The 18,640-nt window shown below is 40.6% G+C and carries 14 protein-coding genes; 11 read left to right on the forward strand and 3 right to left on the reverse strand.

Translation table 11 applies throughout. The annotated features are described in order from the left end of the window. The first annotated feature begins 22 nt into the window (after nucleotides 1–22). The 8 genes from A3773_RS07775 to A3773_RS07810 are packed head-to-tail and all read left to right on the forward strand — an operon-like array spanning nucleotide 23 to nucleotide 8,550. Entirely contained in the window at nucleotides 23–406 is a 384-nt protein-coding gene (locus A3773_RS07775) for a glycosyltransferase (RefSeq protein WP_067984673.1), read from the forward strand. A gap of 19 nt (nucleotides 407–425) precedes the next feature. Next, nucleotides 426–1,613, forward strand: coding sequence for a hypothetical protein (locus tag A3773_RS07780; protein ID WP_067984675.1), 1,188 nt, complete (start codon nucleotides 426–428; stop codon nucleotides 1,611–1,613). Further along, nucleotides 1,610–2,725 (forward strand): glycosyltransferase family 4 protein, encoded by a 1,116-nt coding sequence (locus tag A3773_RS07785; protein WP_067984678.1) that lies wholly within the window; start codon nucleotides 1,610–1,612, stop codon nucleotides 2,723–2,725. The genes A3773_RS07780 and A3773_RS07785 overlap by 4 nt, the downstream gene beginning before the upstream one ends. 36 nt (nucleotides 2,726–2,761) lie before the next feature. Next, the gene (locus A3773_RS07790) at nucleotides 2,762–3,562 is read left to right on the forward strand and encodes a glycosyltransferase family 2 protein (RefSeq protein WP_197462738.1); all 801 of its coding nucleotides are present in this window, start codon (nucleotides 2,762–2,764) and stop codon (nucleotides 3,560–3,562) included. Nucleotides 3,563–3,594: 32 nt separating this feature from the next. Next, nucleotides 3,595–4,635: an acyltransferase family protein gene (locus A3773_RS07795; protein ID WP_067984680.1), complete on the forward strand. Its 1,041-nt coding sequence runs from the start codon at nucleotides 3,595–3,597 to the stop codon at nucleotides 4,633–4,635. Continuing rightward, the gene (locus A3773_RS07800; protein ID WP_067984685.1) at nucleotides 4,632–5,885 is read left to right on the forward strand and encodes a glycosyltransferase family 4 protein; all 1,254 of its coding nucleotides are present in this window, start codon (nucleotides 4,632–4,634) and stop codon (nucleotides 5,883–5,885) included. The genes A3773_RS07795 and A3773_RS07800 overlap by 4 nt, the downstream gene beginning before the upstream one ends. A gap of 52 nt (nucleotides 5,886–5,937) precedes the next feature. Next, nucleotides 5,938–7,338, forward strand: coding sequence for a mannose-1-phosphate guanylyltransferase/mannose-6-phosphate isomerase (locus A3773_RS07805; protein WP_197462739.1), 1,401 nt, complete (start codon nucleotides 5,938–5,940; stop codon nucleotides 7,336–7,338). Nucleotides 7,339–7,383: 45 nt separating this feature from the next. Then, complete coding sequence (locus tag A3773_RS07810) at nucleotides 7,384–8,550, forward strand: nucleotide sugar dehydrogenase (protein ID WP_067984690.1); 1,167 nt, start codon at nucleotides 7,384–7,386, stop codon at nucleotides 8,548–8,550. Between the two features lie 84 nt (nucleotides 8,551–8,634). Here the strand turns inward: A3773_RS07810 and A3773_RS07815 are convergent, their stop codons facing one another. Continuing rightward, nucleotides 8,635–9,633 (reverse strand): NAD-dependent epimerase, encoded by a 999-nt coding sequence (locus A3773_RS07815; protein ID WP_067984691.1) that lies wholly within the window; start codon nucleotides 9,631–9,633, stop codon nucleotides 8,635–8,637. 393 nt (nucleotides 9,634–10,026) lie between these two features. Between A3773_RS07815 and A3773_RS07820 the strand changes: the two genes are divergently transcribed. After that, on the forward strand, nucleotides 10,027–11,385 hold the full coding sequence (locus A3773_RS07820; protein WP_067984692.1) for an MBL fold metallo-hydrolase RNA specificity domain-containing protein: 1,359 nt from the start codon (nucleotides 10,027–10,029) through the stop codon (nucleotides 11,383–11,385). A gap of 690 nt (nucleotides 11,386–12,075) precedes the next feature. On the opposite strand, the gene cysQ is transcribed toward A3773_RS07820, so the two are convergent. After that, on the reverse strand, nucleotides 12,076–12,873 hold the full coding sequence (gene cysQ, locus A3773_RS07825; protein WP_067984693.1) for a 3'(2'),5'-bisphosphate nucleotidase CysQ: 798 nt from the start codon (nucleotides 12,871–12,873) through the stop codon (nucleotides 12,076–12,078). Nucleotides 12,874–12,885: 12 nt separating this feature from the next. Continuing rightward, nucleotides 12,886–14,652 carry an SLC13 family permease gene (locus A3773_RS07830; protein WP_067984694.1) on the reverse strand — a complete coding sequence of 589 codons (1,767 nt, stop codon included), beginning with the start codon at nucleotides 14,650–14,652 and terminating at the stop codon, nucleotides 12,886–12,888. A 901-nt stretch (nucleotides 14,653–15,553) separates the two neighbouring features. On the opposite strand from A3773_RS07830, the gene cysD reads away from it, so the two are divergent. Next, nucleotides 15,554–16,504, forward strand: a complete 951-nt coding sequence (cysD, locus tag A3773_RS17695) for a sulfate adenylyltransferase subunit CysD (RefSeq protein WP_269454490.1) — start codon at nucleotides 15,554–15,556, stop codon at nucleotides 16,502–16,504. Further along, entirely contained in the window at nucleotides 16,504–18,408 is a 1,905-nt protein-coding gene (gene cysN / locus A3773_RS07840) for a sulfate adenylyltransferase subunit CysN (RefSeq protein WP_067984696.1), read from the forward strand. The genes cysD and cysN overlap by 1 nt, the downstream gene beginning before the upstream one ends. Nucleotides 18,409–18,640: the final 232 nt, after the last annotated feature.

Genomic DNA, 18,640 nt, shown 5'->3' on the forward strand with positions numbered 1-18,640 from the left:
TTCGATTTTTTTTGCATCGCCAGTGTATAAAGAGGTAAAGGTTGCAGATTATTTTTTACTAATGATGGTGATGTTATCGGTTGTTGCATTATTTCAATATTTGTTACAGTTCGTGGGCCTAGGTTATTGGTATGTTGGTGACGTGGTAGGTGAGGGACTCCTTTTCAATAACTATAATTATCTTTATGAACATGCTTATGGATCTGGTTCTTACAAAATTAATGGTATTCTTTTTGAGCCTGCTCATAAAAATGAGTTAGCTGAAGCTATGTCGAAAGTAATTGAAACACCTAATACTCTTAGCAACCTTGCTAAAGAGGCTCAAAGGGAATCTTCTAAGTTCTTAGCCGTTGATAAATGGGTAAGTAAATACGTAGATTTATATAATCAACTTATTAGAAAATAATGGTTTTTAGAAGGTTGATATGGAATTTTGGATTATAAATAAAGCTAAATATATAAATAATAGTATAGTGGCAATTGTTTTTCTAGTGGTGGCCTTTCAGTCTATAAGTCTTACATCTAGAGATTTGCCTTTGATAATGGTTTTGTACTTCCCGTTGTTGTCTTTGCTATTAGTTATTAAAGGAGTGACAATTAAATCAGAATTGTTATTTTGTTATTTTTTTGTTTTTATTTCTGTTCTTTTGTCATTTATTTATACCTACGGGGGAATTAATTTTTCCTATATGTCTATGATGTATTTTGTTGTATTGTATTTTATTTATTCTGTATATTTTCATAAAAAATCTTCTAAAGTAGCTCTTTTTTTTGTTGATTTGTTATTTGTTATGTCGTTAATAGCGGTAATGCAGTTTTTTTTGCAGAGATTGGGTCTTGGGTATTGGTATGTAGGTGATTTTGTTAGTTCAAATTTGCTTTTTGATAATTATAATTATTTATATGAGTACCCTTATGGTTCCGGCGTATATAAAATAAATGGTTTTTTTTTCTTAGAGCCTTCTTTTTTGTCACAGTTTATAGCTTTAGCTATTATAGTTGAATTTTTAGGTAGAAAAAGGTTGGTCTATTTCTGTATATTTTTTATTACGATTTTCTTATCTAAGACGGGATCTGGATTCCTTTTGTTGTTAGTTTTTTTTATTTTTGTTTCTTTGCAGAAAAAAGAGTATTTTTTATTTTCAATTGTTATGTCATTACTTTTAAGTGTTCTATTGTTTGTATACGGTGAAGATGTTGTAAGTAGGTTATCCGAATTTGGAAGAGAGAATACTAGCGCATTTGTTAGGTTTGTTGCTCCTTTTTTAAATTTGTCAGAGTATTGGGGAGAAGCAGCGACTTTGAATATCTTACTTGGCGAAGGAGCAGGGTCTGTTGATAGTATTAACCTAACCTATCATGCAAATTATCCTTTGAGTGTGAAATTAACCATTGAGTATGGGCTGATAACGTCTGTTATCTTGCATTTTTATATGTTTTTATTTTTCAAAAACTCCATTTCTAAAGGACTAAAAGCCCCTCTTTTTGTCTTTATGTTTCTATCCAGTGGTGCGATGTTACAACCAATAACGCTCTTTACAGTATGGTTTTTTCAGTTTATTCCTACAGTATTGTCTGATCCCCATAATATAAGTAGAAGGAAAGGGTTATGAATTTTTTTATTACTTTTGGGGATCATAAAGATCCTAAGAATGGAGGGGCAAAATTTACAGCAGCATTCATAAGTTTGGCTGAGTCTGCTAATGTCAGTCTAAATATTTTTAACTATTATGAAAATAACGGAAGTAGAAATAAGTTATATAGAAAGGTTTTGTCTTTATTTTATTTTATTTTTAAAAAAATTCCTGTTCCTGTTGGGTATTTCTATAGTTATAGATTGTTGAGTGTTTTAAACGAAAAGATAATTGATGCTCTTGATAAAAAACAAAATGTAACGCTTGTTATTGATCATTTGGAATTATGTTATATAGCAAGTTATTTTAGTGATTTATATCCAGGGTCTATAAGATATATTCATCTTAGTCATAATAATGAACCCTTGGTATTTAATGAAAGAATAGGTTCTAAGTTTCTATTAAAGGTTATTAATTTTATTAGTGATTATGGTTCTTACGAAAAAAAAGTATTGAATAAGATGGATTTCATTTTTTCAATTTCAAATACTGAGATGGAATTGTATAAAAAAAGATATCCTGAATTAGATATGGCTGTTCTGCCTCCTTTGTTTTCATACAAAGTGAAGGAAAAAAACGAACATGATTCAATAAATAAAAAGATTGTATTCGCAGCTGATTTTTCATGGTTTCCAAATATGGATGCTTATATTTGGGTAAGGGATGTTTTTCTTCCACTTCTGCCGAAAGGATTTACCATTTATATTTATGGCTTAAATCAAGATCTCCTCGTTCCGCCAGTAAAAGAATTAGAGCATAAAATAGAATATTGTGGGTATGTTGATGATGTTCAGGATATTTGGGATAAAGCCTTTTTTTCTATTGCACCAATAAATAAAGGAGCTGGTATTAATATAAAAGTTGCAGAAAGTTTACATAATAGGGTTCCGGTTATAGCTAGTGAGCTTGCAGTTGAGGGTATTGATGAAAGTATGTTGGGAGGGGTTAGGCAAGCAAGTTTAAATCCAGAAGAATGGATTGGAATACTTGAATATTATCTATCTAATAGTGAATATTGTGATTTAGTTGATGAGATTTCTTATCCTTCTCTTGAAAGTTATATAAAATTACTTGCTCAGAAGGTGAATTAATAATGCTTTGATATATTCGTATGGAGTAAAATGTTTATGTATAAGAATTCTATATCAGTGGTTATCCCGTTTTTTAAGGCTGGAATATACGCTGATCAGTTAATTAAGAGTTTATCTGAGCAAACATTCAAATCTTTTGAAATAATCATTGTTAATGATGGTAAGGGAGAAGGTCATCTTGAGCTAAACAAGGCACTTAATAAATATGGGGTGGTTCAGGAATTGCTTTTGTTATCTACAGTTGGATTTCAGGGACCTGCAGCTGCTAGAAATTTGGCGCTTTCTGTAGCGACTGCAGATGTAATAGCTTTTTTGGATGCTGATGATACTTGGGATCCTGATTTTCTTAATAAAGCTTATGCTGAAATGAAAAAAAATGACAGTGCAATACTTGTTTCTGAGGTTTTTTGGATTAGTTCGGATAGTACAATTAGATTGCATCTTCCCGAAAAAATTTCTTATCAGTATTTACAGCAAACTTGCCCTATTCAGCCCACAGCTATTTTAATAAATAGGAAAAAGGTGGGTTTTTTTGATTTTCCTAAATGTCATCATGAAGATTATGCTCTATGGTTAACGCTCACTAATATCGGATTTGAAATAGATTGTTTGAATGAGCCTTTAGTTTATATTAATAGAGTTTCTGGATCTGTGTCTAGTAATAAAATCAAAGCTTTTCGTTGGCATTGGGCTGTTTTATGTAATTACGTAGATAAAGGTTTTTTAAGCAGACTTGTATTGTTTTCTATATATGCAGTTAATGCCGTTATGAAAAGATCTACTACAAAATACTGTCCTGTAGTTCTGCCTTCTAAATTTATAAATTTCTTGCGTTGATCTAATTAGGCGCATTTTTCTGGTGTTAATTTATGGTTAATGAAGTTTCAAACATTCAATATCTCAGAGCAATTGCCGTATTAATGGTTGTTTATGTTCATTCTGTGGAACAATTCTCTTGGCTTGATAGTTATTTTTTTGCTGCTATCGGTCATAGTGGCGTTGATTTGTTTTTTATAATTAGTGGTTTTATTATGGTGTATGCTACCAATAATAAAAATATTAATTTCATGTTTTTTTTATATAATAGGTTAGTTAGAATAGTTCCGATGTACTGGTTTTTCACAACTATATTTTTGATAATTTCTGCTTTTATGCCATCTCTTGTTAATAATTCTAACCTAGATGGTTGGCATGTTTTTTCTAGTTATTTTTTTATTCCTTCTTATTCTCCAAACTACCCAGAGAATTACTGGCCGTTACTTATACCAGGGTGGACTCTAAATTATGAAATGGTTTTTTATCTTTTATTTTCCTGTTCACTAATGTTTGTTGGTGTTTATAGGGTTGTTTGTTTGTCGTTTTTGATGTTTTTTTTATTTATTTTTTCTAGCTATTTTGATTCGATTGAAAGTTTAGGTTTTTATGCTAATTACATTATATTTGAATTTTTATTGGGGGCTTTTTTTGGAGTTTTCTTTGTTAAATATTTTTCAAGTTGTAATAGCTTTTTTGGTTTTTTTATTTGTTTTATAGCAGTGTTTTTGTGGTTTTATTTAGATGGGAAAAGTGAGAGGTTTTTGCATTTAGGAATACCTTCTTTTCTTTTTTTTATTGGCTTTTTGTATATTGATAAGCGTTTTGTTCTTGGTAATAAAATTATGCACTTGATAGGAGATTCCTCATATTCTATCTATTTAAGTCATGCTTTTTCTTTGTCTTTTTTGAAATTTGTTTTTGTTGCTTTTGGGTATTCTTACTATACTGGTGATTTTTTGAAAGGTTTTATTTTTGTACTGTTATCTGTTCTGTTTAGCGCGATTGTAGGTGTAATTGTTCATCGTCTTTTAGAGAAGCCTGTTGCTCTCTTCTTGAAAGGAATGTATTTAAAAAATCAAAGAGGTTTTCTGTGAAAGAAGTGCTTTTTATTTTAACTAGACCATTTATTCCCTCCCATGGGGGGGGAGAGAAAATGCTCTTGCAGGCTATTGAATTTATTCCGAATGAATATAAAGTTCATGTTTTTTATTTTTCTTCAAATAGTATTGCTGACAATACAAATTTTGAAGTTAAATTAAAGGAAAACTATCCTACAATTAAAGAAATTAAAGCGCTTAAATTTCCTTCATTTATAGAAATTTTTGCTAATATTCTATTGCGTAGAACTAGTCTTAATGAGTCATTTTTTTATTCAAGAAGTAGCTTGGCTGTTATACTTAAATTAATTTATTCTTCGAATTTTGAATGTGTTTATTGCGATATGTTAAGAACAGCTCAATACGTTGAAAATATTGATTTGCCTAAAGTTGTTGATTTGGATGACCTTTTGTCAAAACGATATATGCGTTTATTAAACTATAAAACGAGTAATCTTAGTTTGTTTGGTACATTCTCAAATAGGAATAATTTTTTCTTTAACTTAATTTCCAATTTTTTCGTTCGACCGGTATTGTTCGTGGAACATTATCTTATAAAAAAGCGAGAAATTTTAATTGCTTCCAAGTTCGACCGTGTTGCAATTGTTTCACCTGTTGATGCTTTGCAATTATCTAATTACATTGGCAAGCATGTTTTCGCATTGCCTCCTGCCAGAGCATTTAAAATGGATGGTTTTCATAAAAGTGACTTTTATCATTCTGATGAATTCAGGTTCTTGTTTGTTGGTAATCTTACGACTAACCAAAATTTTTCATCTATAGAGATGATCATCACTAAACTTTTACCGAAAATTCGCGCTTTTAATGTATCATTTACATTTAATGTCGTAGGTGTTTATGATTCTAGATTACACTATCTTAAAGATATTCCTGATGTGAACTTGATAGGGTATTGTGAGGATCTTCGCAGTGTTTATGAGTCTAATGATATTTTACTAGCTCCACTTTCTTTTGGTACTGGGATTAAACTAAAAATTATTGACGCTATAGAGTACGGTTTGCCGGTCGTTACTAATAGCGTTGGGGCCGAAGGTCTCCCAATTTTCGATATGGAAAATGCAGTTGTTTCCGACGATTTTGATGATATGGCCGCTAAAATTAATCAAATTATTCTCAATAGGCAGTTCCTCACTGATTTTAGAAAAAATGCAATTGCCTCATTATCGAAATCATTTACTACCCAAATTGTTAAAAAAAAGTTCGTTTCATTTCTTAGTGGGTTGTAAATCTATAATTTAACAAAATTTAAATAATTAATTTATATAAAGGATACTGATTATGATTCCACTCATTATGGCTGGCGGTTCTGGTACCCGTCTTTGGCCTCTTTCTCGTACCCAGTACCCAAAGCAATTTTTACCTTTGCATAGTCAGTTGTCTATGTTGCAAGAAACCGTCTCACGTTTAGATAACGTTGAGAACGTGGCTTTGATCTGTAACGAGGAACATCGGTTTTTAGCAGCTGAACAGATGCGAGTTATCAATCAACCTTGTTCGATATTTTTAGAGCCTGTAGGCCGAAATACAGCCCCGGCTATTGCGCTGGCTGCCTTAGATGCTGTGAATAAAGGGAAAGGGTCAGAATGCTTGTTAATTCTGGCGGCGGATCATGTGATTGAGGATGAGGCTGCATTTCAGGCGGCTGTCTGCCAAGCTGAACCGTTGGCCTCACAAGGGTTGCTGGTAACTTTTGGTATCGTGCCAGTGCATCCAGAAACAGGCTATGGTTATATTCAAGCCGGTCACGCTTTTGAAACGTCCTCCGCTTTTAATATTAAGCAGTTTGTTGAAAAGCCTGATTTAGATACGGCAAAAGCTTACCTAGAATCCGGTGACTTTTACTGGAACAGTGGCATGTTCATGTTTAGAGCGGATCGCTACCTAGAAGAACTAGGTAAGTTTTGCCCTGATATTTTACAGGCTTGCGAAAAAGCGATGATTGATACCGCTCAGGATATGGATTTTATCAGAGTGGATGCGGATTCCTTTAAGCAATGTCCTGATGAGTCGGTTGATTACGCCGTGATGGAGAAGACCGAATCGGCTGTTGTAATTCCCCTTGATGCAGGCTGGAGTGATGTCGGTAGCTGGTCGGCCCTGTGGGAGCTTAAAGAAAAGGATGCACAAGGTAATGTGACTGAAGGTGATGTAATTTCCTTGGATAGTCGCGATTCTCTTATTATGTCAAAAGATCGCTTAGTGACTACATTGGGCGTGAGTGACCTTATTGTTATTGATACGCCGGATGCGTTGCTTGTCGCTGATAAAAATCATATTCAAGATATGAAAAAAATTGTTGCGCAGATTAAAGGTGCTGGGCGTAATGAGACGTTTCAGCATAGGGAGGTTTATCGCCCTTGGGGTAAATATGATTCCATTGATATGGGCGATCGCTATCAAGTTAAGCGTATCACCGTTAAACCTGGGGCTAAACTCTCATTGCAGAAGCATCATCACCGTGCGGAGCATTGGATCGTGGTTGAGGGGACAGCTAGTGTCACTAAAGGGGATGAGACATTTTTGGTGACAGAGGATCAGTCTACTTATATACCTTTAGGTGAAGTTCACTGTTTGGAGAATCCGGGCAAAGTGGATTTAGAGCTGATTGAGATTCAGTCCGGCTCATATCTAGGTGAAGATGATATTGTTCGTTTCGAAGATAGATATGGGCGTGCGTAGAGGGATTTTTATCCCTCGATAAAATATTTTTATTAAGGAAAAGTTATGAAGGTTGCGATTGCAGGGACAGGGTATGTTGGTTTATCTAATGCGATGTTATTGGCGCAACATAATGAAGTTGTCGCGTTAGATGTGATCCCTGAAAAGGTTGAGATGCTGAATAAGCGGCAGTCCCCTATTGTGGATGTTGAAATTGAGGACTTTCTAGCGAATAAAACGCTCAATTTTACGGCAACATTAGAAAAAGAACAGGCGTACTTGGGTGCTGATTATGTGATTATCGCTACGCCTACTGATTATGATCCTGATACTAACTACTTCAATACAAGTTCGGTTGAAGCGGTAATTCGTGATGTGATGGCTATTAACCCAGATGCAGTAATGGTCATTAAATCGACCGTACCTGTAGGTTATACCGCACGTATTAAAGAAGAGCTGAGGTGTGAAAATCTTATTTTCTCGCCTGAGTTTTTGCGTGAAGGTAAAGCACTTTACGATAACCTACATCCTTCTCGCATTATCGTGGGTGAGCAGTCAGCGCGGGCTAAGGTTTTTGCTAACTTATTAGTGCAAGGTGCTGTTAAAACCGATATTCCTGTTTTATTTACTGATTCCACTGAAGCGGAAGCGGTCAAGCTATTTTCAAATACCTACTTAGCTATGCGTGTGGCCTATTTTAATGAACTCGATAGTTATGCCGAGACCCACGGCCTTGATAGCCGCCATATTATTGAAGGCGTTGGTTTAGATCCGCGTATTGGGGATCACTACAACAACCCATCCTTTGGCTATGGTGGTTACTGCTTGCCTAAAGATACAAAGCAGTTGTTAGCTAATTTTCAAGATGTACCGAGTAATATGGTACGCGCAATTGTGGATGCCAATACCACGCGTAAGGACTTTATTGCTGATGCTATATTGAAGAAATCACCCCAAGTGGTGGGTATATATCGCTTAGTAATGAAATCGGGGTCTGACAACTTTCGGGCCTCCGCGATGCAGGGTGTGATGAAGCGTATAAAAGCCAAAGGTATCGAAGTTGTTGTTTATGAGCCGGTACTTGAGGAGGATGATTTTTTCAGTTCGAGAGTGATTAAAGATTTGAATGAGTTTCTGTCTATTTCTGATGTGATTGTTGCTAATCGTCAGGGGCCGGAACTAGAAACGGTTAAGGATAAGGTTTATACGCGTGACCTTTTTGGAAGTGATTAGTTTTTATGAAATTAATGACTAAGCGCGGGTAATTTAATATTACCCGCGTTTTTAAGGTATTAGGCAATGATTCTTATGAGGTAGTTATAGGTAGAACTCTTTATACCACGTAACAAATTTATTCATTCCATCTTGAATGCTGGTATCGGGTTTAAAACCGACAGTTTTTTGAAGATCTGTAACATCTGCATATGTTGCTGGGACATCACCGGGTTGCATTGGAAGATATTCTTTGATTGCTTCTTTGCCCGCAGCATTTTCTATAGCATTAATAAATTGCATTAACTCAATAGGTTCATTATTACCAATATTGAAAATGCGATATGGCGCCTTACTTATTGAAGGGTTGTTCATTTCTTGATTTTGATTTCGCGTTGGCACAACATCTTGAATGCGAATAACACCTTCAACGATATCATCAATAAATGTGAAATCACGTAGCATTTTGCCATGGTTGAACACTTTTATTGGGTCACCATTTAAAATTGCTTTTGTAAATAAAAATGGCGCCATATCTGGACGACCCCAAGGTCCATAGACAGTGAAAAATCGTAGTCCCGTGGTAGGGATGTCATATAAATGAGAGTATGAGTGGGCCATCAGCTCATTAGATTTTTTGGTCGCTGCATATAATGATACAGGATGATCAACTCCGTCTTGGGTTGAAAATGGCATTTTGGTATTCATGCCATAAACGGATGAGGATGACGCATATACTAAATGTTGAACATCATTGTGGCGGCACCCTTCAAGGATCGCCATCATGCCTACAAGGTTTGAATCAATATATGCAAAGGGGTTTTCAAGTGAGTAGCGAACTCCAGCTTGTGCCGCAAGGTGAATTACTCGATCAAACTTCTCAGCTTTAAATAAAGCAGCCATGCCTTCCCGATCAGCTAAATCAAGTTCAACAAAACTAAAGTTTTTGTGAGGAGAGAGCTTTTTTAAGCGGGATCTTTTTAAATTTACATCATAGTAATCATTTAAATTGTCTAAACCAATGACATCGTGACCAGCATCGCTTAGGCGAGCGGATACATAAAAACCAATAAAGCCTGCTGCGCCTGTTACTAAAAACTTCATATAGAGTCCTTTTGTTTAATTATCCATTGTTTGTATATTTTGGAAACTGGTTGTGGTTATCATATGGCAAAGCTAATTATGCTTTACGCATATGCAATATTATACAGTAGTAAGATTATTAATATATTTGTGAATATAGTTATTTCTAAGGCTTGGATATGGTCATTCGCTCGGGCACGTATTCCGAGCATAAAGGTGAGCGCCTATGGGGTGTAGATGTAGGAGGCCAGCCTCTGGCCGAAAGGGTGGTAATCCTAGCGTAATTCATTCGCCCGGGGGGCCGGGCTCCTACAGGTGAGGGGTGGTTTTTGATTGGATTGCGGAGTGTAATTCATTCGCTCTGGGAGCCGTTCGAGCCCCTACAGGTTAAATTACATAGGACATGGAGGTTTTATGGCGAAGATTATTCATCATGGTGCAGTGTCGGGTGTAACAGGCTCCTGCCATCAGCTTTTTATTGATGACGAGCATTCGGTACTTATCGATTGCGGTATGTTTCAAGGCGCGGAAGCGTCTCTGCTTGAGCAAGGTTCTCTTGCGATTGATTTTCCTCTTAAGACTGTTGAAGCGTTGGTTGTGACCCATTGTCATATTGATCATGTGGGGCGTATCCCTTATTTGCTGGCTGCGGGCTTTGATAAACCTATTTATGCAACGGAAGCGACTGCTCAGTTGTTGCCTTTAGTTATTGAGGATGCAATCAAAGTGGGTATTAGTCGTGATCAAAATCTGATTGGTAAAGTGTTGGATCGTCTTCGCGTGTTGTTAAAGCCGTTTCCTTATGATCAGTGGTTTAAATTAGCGGATGCTTCTGCGGCTAGCTGTCGTTTTCGTATGGCGGGGCATATTCTTGGCTCGGCTTATCTGGAGTTTGGATTAGGCTCTGAATGTGTTATTTTTTCTGGCGATCTGGGAGCGCCATACTCTCCTTTATTGTCTGCACCTAAAGCGCCTTATAAAGCGGATTGTTTGGTTATTGAGAGTACTTATGGTGATAAAAACCATGAGGGTAGAAAGGCTAGGCGCTCTGAGTTGAAACGTGTTTTAGAGCGATGTTTGTCTGATGCGGGGACGGTGTTGATTCCTGCATTTAGTATAGGGCGTACTCAGGAGCTGCTGTATGAAATTGAAGAGATTATTCATCGGTCCGGCGGTGATTGGGCAGGGTTGGATGTTATTGTTGATTCGCCGTTAGCGGCGGAGTTTACTGAGCACTATAGGTCGTTGCGGAAGCTTTGGGATAAAGAGGCGCGGCGAAAAGTACAAAATGGACGACATCCTTTGGCGTTTGAGCAGTTGATTACTATTGATCAGCATAGGGATCATCAACGCTTAGTTAATCACCTTAAACAAGCGGGTAGGCCTGCTGTTGTGATTGCTGCCAGCGGTATGTGTGCGGGTGGCCGAATAGTGAACTACCTTAAGGCGTTATTATCCGATGAAAAAACAGATATTTTGTTTGTCGGTTATCAGGCGCAAGGTACCCCAGGGCGGGATATTCAGGTGTACGGGCCACGAGGTGGTTATGTTTATTTGGATGATGAAAAAATAGATATCCGTGCGGGCGTGCACACTATTAGTGGATATTCTGCGCATGCGGATAAAAAGGATTTAGTTAATTTTGTTAAAAGGATGCGTCATAAGCCTTCCGAAATACGGATTGTTCACGGCGATGATGAAGCGAAGCAAGCATTGCGGATTAAATTAAACGAGATTGTGCCAAACGCCAAGGTGTGGATTCCCAATGGGTAGGAGGCCTGTTTCTGGCCGAAGGTATTTTGGTTGTGGGTTTGGCGCGTAATTCTTCGCTCTGGCACCCGTTCCGAGCATAAAGGTGAGCTCCTACGGAAGGGATTTGTAGGAGGCCAGCCCTCTGGCCGAAGGGTTGTGGCTTGGAGCGTAATTCATTCGCTCTGGCACCTGTTTCGGGCATAAAGGTGAGCGTCTACAGGATGCCTTTGTAGGAGGGCAGCCCCTGGCCGAAGGGTTGCCCCCTGTGTCAGAGGGGGCTTTATATCTGATTTTTTTTTGCAGTTCTTGCAGTTATTCCTTCCCCTCCCTATTTGTAACGTAATTCATTCGCTCTGGCACCCGTTCCGGGCATAAAGGGGTGGTGTCTACAGGGTGCATTTGTAGGAGGCCAGCCTCTGGCCGAAGGTGTGTGTTCTTTTTTGGGGTTGGTTACGTAATTCATTCGCTCACGGGGTGAGCTCCTACAGCTTGTGTGTTGAAGGCTATCTGCACGATGCTTCGCTCTGGCACCCGTTCCGGGCATAAAGGGGTGGTGTCTACAGGGGGCATTTGTAGGAGGCCAGCCTCTGGCCGAAGGGTTTGTGTTTTGATTGGTTTCGAGCGTAATTCATTCGCTCTGGCACCCGTTCCGGGCATAAAGGTGAGCTCCTACAGGTGTGTGTAGGAGGTCAGCCTTTGTTTGGTGGTCGCTTAAGCCCAGATGTCGCTGATGGCTGGGCAAACGATAAAGTGTGGATTTAGCAGTGTGTCTTTGCGGCTGTTGTAGATCAGCGGCTTCATGTCTTCCATGCTTAGGACTTGTCCGCCTGCGGCAAGCACAACCGCGTGAGCAGCGGCTGTATCCCATTCGCTGGTTAAGCCGAGGCGTGGGTATAGGTCGGCTTTACCTTCTGCTACTAAGCATAGTTTGAGTGAGCTGCCCATTGCGATGATGTCGGCTTCGGGTAGCTTGTGCATAAATTGCTTAAATTCTTCAGATTGGTGTGAGCGGCTTCCCACAACCTTCCATCCGCTAGCGGTTGTTGGAACGTCCGCGACTGTAATGGCTGTTGGTGCTTGTTTGCCTTCCTGTTTAAATGCGCCTTCGCCTTTTGCGCCCCAGTAAAGTACGTCGATTGCGGGTGCGTAAACGACACCAAAAACGGGTTCGCCGTTCACGATTAGGGCGACGTTGATGGTGAATTCGCCGTTTTTCTTGATGAACTCTTTAGTACCGTCGAGTGGATCGATGAGCCAATAGGTTGTCCAGCTGAAGCGGTCTGCTTTCTCTGCATCATTTGATTCTTCTGAAAGAACCGGAATGTCAGGTGTTAGCGCGTTGAGCCCTTTTACGAGAAGGGTATGTGCTGCTAGATCGGCTTCGGTGAGCGGGCTGCTGTCGGATTTGTCGTAGATGGCAAAATCCTTTTCGTAAATCTCCATGACTGCTTGGCCCGCTTGACGGGAGAGTTCATTGATCGGTTGAGAGTAGGTGTCTAGGTTGTTCATAGCTCTTCCTTGTTAAAAATGCCAAATAAGAGGGATTAGGCTGATGGAGCAGGCGGCGGTGATCAGGCTCATAGGCAGCCCGATTTTCATATAGTCTCGACTATGGTACCCGCCTGGGCCCATCACCATTAAGTTAGTTTGGTAGCCTAGCGGCGTAATGAAGCTAGCCGATGCAGCAAACATGACGGCAATGACAAAGGGAAGATAGTTGACGTCCATTTTGTCTGCGACAGCGATAGCAATGGGGAACATTAGGATGGCCGCGGCATTGTTGGTGATCATCTCAGTGAAGATGACGGTCAGAAAATACACGATGCCTAGCATAACCCAAGGCGAAAGGTCTGCGCTTAAAAAGAGGTTGTTGGCAATCGCTTCGGCTGCACCGGTTTTGGTCATGGCGGTGCCTAATGAAAAGGATGCTGCAATAACTGTGATGACGGTTAGGTCAATATTGCGGCGGGCTTTAGCCACCGTGATGCAGCGTGTTGCTAGCATAGCGCCGGCGGCTAAAAGGGCCGATTCAAGTATGGTTAATATGCTGGTCGCGCTCAGCATGATCATTGTAAATAAGATGATTAACGCGGTGGGTGCTTTATCGAAGGCGGGGGGCGTTGAATCGTTAATCGCACTGACAAGTAAGAAGTCGCGTCGAGATCTATATTGCCCTACAAAGTCTTGGCTGGTTTCTAGGAGCAGTGTGTCGCCGACTTGTAATCGTATATCACCGATTTTCCCCTCAATGCGTTGTCCGTTTCTGGAAACGGAAATGATCGCCGCTTGGAAGCGGGTTCTAAAGCGTGAGTTTTTAATCGATTGACCGAGCCCGGTAAACTCAGGTCCGATAACCGCCTCGACAAGGCAGCGTTCATGGTGGGTGATCTGTAGTTTTTCAATATCTTTGCTAGCGGGGGCTAAGCCGCGGATTAGTCTGATCTCTCGGGCAGATTCTGGTGAGCCAACAAATATGAGTCGATCATCGGCGGCGAGTTCTGTATCAGGGGATGCTGCGGTGATCATGCGTGATTGGCGATGGATCTCAATGAGATAACCATGGCTTAAATTACGCAGCCCTGCTTCTTCTATAGTTTTGCCTACCAGAGGGCCATTTTTATCGACGATAACATCGACACTGTATTCTCGTGCTAAATCGAGCTGTTCAACTGCACCTTGGCGATTAGGCAGCAGCTTGTCACCAAAGAAATAGAGAAACATACCGCCGATCAATACTAAGGGTAGGCCTAACCATATGAGCGAGAACATGCTGAGTGAGAGGCCTTGTGTGGATTGCAGTAATCCATCGACGACAAGGTTGGTACTGGTGCCGATAAGGGTACATGTTCCCCCTAGTATGGCGGCATAGCTTAAGGGTAAAAGGAGTTTTGATGCGGGTATTTTTGTTCGTTTAGACCATTCTTGAATGGAGGGGATGAACATAGCGACAACGGCTGTGTTGTTCATGAACGCACTCAAAAAAGAGGACGGTAAAAATACTTTTAGCGTAGCCTGTTGTGTCGTTTTTGGATTGCCAAGTAGGTGTCCGGCTATCCACTGAATCGCTCCCGTTTCTTTTAGTCCTGCTGATACGACATAGAGTATTGCTATCGTCATTACCCCTGGGTTAGCAAACCCATAAAGCCCTTCTGTGGGTGTCAAAATGCCGGAGATAACTAGAAAGCCCAATGCCCCCATAAGAATGACATCGGTGGCTATTTTTGTCGCGAGTAATGTGAGGAGTACTGTAACGACGGTAGCGATAGTGAGATAGGCTTCATAATCCATTATGTTACAGCTCAAGGCCCTACTGCAGATGTTAAGAACAAATTGAGACAAATATTGTTTAATACTGTCTTGATAGCGTAACCTTAAATCCGTAGTATTACAACTGATTAAATGTTGAGCTAAAGTGATGAGCGGGGAAAACACTAACCAAAAAACTGCGGACCGGCTTCGAAAAAAAGCCGTTCTTATGCGCTTACATAAGAAGACGTTGGAGCAGGTTCGAGATGTTACTGGATTGAGCCATCCGACGATCATTTCTGCGTATAAGCGCTTTATGGAAGGTGGTTGGGATGCGCTGGTGTCTAAGAGTAGTGGGCGTCCTGTGGGGGCCAAAGGGTTAAAACACTATTCTGCAGAGGATGCATTTGCTCGATTGCTGAGTATTGCATCACCCGCTCATATTTTAGGTAGTGGCCCATTTTGGACGCCGGAGCTGGTTAAAACCTGGCTGGGATCTACGTTAGATGAGCAGCTGTCTATCAAGTCGGTTCAGCGCTACCTACAAGAGCTAGGTCTGATTGATTCAGATAAGTTTGAAATTGTGCGTAGCGAGGTGTTGAAACAGGCGCGGTTGTCGAAAACGCCGACTATTTATGTCTCTGGTTTACGGGACATATCGGTTGCGGGACAAACATTTTATCAATTTTATTTAACCGATTTAAGAAATAGTAGTCGTTGGGTTCATTTTAAAGAGAGGCCAACGGTTACTGAGTTGATTGAGTTTCTTGATCAAGTGGTCGAGACAAACACCAACTCGGTGGTTTTGATATCTCGTTATCCGTTTATTAGAAGATATCCTGAGTTCTGTGATTGGTGCGATAAGCACGCTAAAGAGATTGAATTTATCGATTATGACCGTGTGGTTCATCAGTCGAAAAGTAACGCTTTACAAATTACTACTATTGAACAGAAGACAAAGTCTTCAAATGGGAAGGTATCTTCGGGAGATAATATGCCATTGACACATTTGCAACGTCTGGAAGCTGAAAGTATCCAGATAATGAGGGAGGTTGTCGCAGAGACTGAAAATCCTGTGATGTTGTATTCCATCGGAAAGGATAGTGCGGTGATGCTGCATATAGCAATGAAGGCGTTTTACCCTTCGTTACCTCCTTTTCCTTTGCTGCATGTTGATACGCAATGGAAGTTTCAAGACATGTATGCGTTTAGGGATAAGTTGATTAAGGACCTTGGTCTTAAATTGATTACCCACGTTAACCCAGAAGGCGTGGAAAAAGGGATTAACCCTTTCACCCACGGTTCTGCGATTCATACGGATATAATGAAAACCGAAGGCTTAAAGCAGGCATTAAACCAGTATGGTTTTGATGCGGCTTTTGGTGGTGCTCGTCGCGATGAAGAAAAATCACGTGCTAAAGAGCGTATTTTTTCTTTCCGTAGTGCTGATCATCGCTGGGACCCTAAAAACCAGCGTCCAGAGCTATGGAAACAGTACAACGCTAAAAAGCATAAAGGTGAATCGATTCGTGTATTCCCTATTTCTAACTGGACTGAGCTAGATATTTGGCAATATATCCATTTGGAAGGTATCCCTATTGTGCCTCTTTACTATTCTGCTGAACGTCCGGTTGTTGAGCGTGATGGCTCTCTTATTATGGTTGATGATGACCGTATGCCTTTAAATGAAGGCGAGATCCCAATGATGAAACATGTGCGTTTTAGAACCTTGGGTTGTTACCCATTAACAGGTGCGGTGGAATCTAAGGCGACTACCTTGCCTGAGATTATTCAGGAAATGCTTCTGACTAAAACATCGGAAAGACAAGGTCGTGCTATTGACCATGACTCAGCAGCATCTATGGAGAAGAAGAAGCAAGAGGGGTACTTCTAATGGCTCATGTATCTGATTTAATTGAAAGTGATATCGCTCAATACCTTAAAGAACATGAGCACAAAAGTTTATTGCGCTTCATTACCTGCGGTAGTGTTGATGATGGTAAAAGTACGCTGATTGGACGTTTGTTGTTCGAATCAAAAATGCTGTTTGAAGATCAGTTAGCAGCCGTTGAGTCTGACTCTAAAAAGTTTGGTACTCAGGGCGAGTCTATCGATTTTGCATTGTTGGTTGATGGGTTGGCTGCGGAACGTGAGCAAGGCATTACTATTGATGTTGCCTACCGCTTTTTCTCTACCGATCGCCGCAAATTTATCGTAGCGGATACGCCGGGCCATGAGCAGTACACACGTAACATGGTGACGGGTGCGTCTACGGCAGATGTGGCTATTTTGATGGTTGATGCCCGTAAAGGAATTTTGACGCAGACTCGACGTCATAGCTTCCTCGTGTCTTTAATCGGTATTCGCCACATTGTGGTCGCGATTAATAAGATGGACTTGGTTGAATACTCTGAAGGTGTTTTTAATAACATCGTTGAAGAGTATCAGGCGTTTGCTGCTGAAGTAGGGATCGAAAAAATAACCTTTATCCCTATGTCTGCGTTTAAAGGTGATAACGTCACTGAATGCAGCGAGAGAATGCCTTGGTACCGCGGCACTACGCTGATGGGTTATCTTGAAACCGTTGAAGTAGATGATGAGCGTGCGCAACGCCTGCCTTTCCGTATGGCTGTGCAGTGGGTTAACCGTCCAAACTTAGACTTCCGTGGATTCTCGGGTTTGCTAGCGGGTGGTAAAATTCATCCGGGCGATAAAGTACGAGTATTACCTTCGGGTAAAGAGAGTACTGTCGCGCGCATTGTGACGATGGATGGTGACTTGGATGAGGCGGTTGCAGGCCAATCCGTAACCTTGACGCTTGAGGATGAGATTGATGTATCCCGTGGTGATCTGTTTGTTAAATCGGATCAGCCTGCCTCGGTTGCTAAGCAGTTCGAAACGACTGTTGTTTGGATGCATGAAGAAGCGCTACTGCCTGGCCGGACTTATCTTATGAAAGTCGGTACGCAGATGGTGTCAGCAACGGTTACCGATATTAAGTATCAAGTGAATGTGAACACGTTAGAACATACCGCGGCTAAAAGCCTAGACCTTAATGGGATCGGTATTTGTTCCTTGAGCCTTGATCGTGATATTGCGTTTGATCCTTATAAAGAGAACCAGGATACAGGTAACTTTATTTTAATCGACAGGCTGACAAACAGTACTGTGGGCGCGGGCATGATCAATTTTGCTCTACGTCGTAGCCACAATATTACTATTCAGCATGTGGATGTGAATAAAGAAGGTCGTGGTAGTGCTAAGCACCAGAAGCCTTGCATCATTTGGTTGACGGGTCTTTCAGGCGCGGGTAAATCAACGATAGCAAACTTGGTTGAGCAAAAGCTGTTTGCGATGGGGCGTCATACTTACCTGTTAGATGGTGATAATGTTCGTCACGGCTTAAACAAAGACTTGGGCTTCACGGATGGTGATCGCGTAGAAAACATCCGCCGTATTGCTGAAGTTGCAAAACTGATGCTGGATGCGGGTTTGATTGTTATCTCTGCATTTATCTCTCCATTCCGTTCAGAGCGTCGCATGGCGCGTGAGCTAGTGGAAGAGGGTGAGTTTGTTGAAGTTTTTGTTAACACACCGCTTGATGTTGCTGAAGATAGAGATGTTAAAGGTCTTTATAAGAAAGCGAGACGAGGGGAGTTGAAAAACTTTACCGGTGTTGACTCTCCTTATGAAGCTCCAGAAGATCCAGAATGCGATCTTCGTACAGCGGGTTACAGTGCAGATGAATGCGCTGAGCAAGTTGTAGAATACCTTCAAAACAACGGCTATCTAGGCTAGGTCTATTTGACCTTAGCTTCTTACCCCCTCTGACTATTAGTGTCAGAGGGGGCTTTATATCTGATTTTTTTTTGCAGTTCTTGCAGTTATTCCTTCCCCTCCCTATTTGTAACGTAATTCATTCGCTCTGGCACCCGTTCCGGGCATAAAGGGGTGGTGTCTACAGGGTGCATTTGTAGGAGGCCAGCCCTCTGGCCAAAGGGTTGTGGTTTCGAGCGTAATTCATTCGCTC

The sequence above is a fragment of the Neptuniibacter pectenicola genome, from assembly GCF_001597735.1.
Classification (GTDB): Bacteria; Pseudomonadota; Gammaproteobacteria; order Pseudomonadales; family Balneatricaceae; genus Neptuniibacter; species Neptuniibacter pectenicola.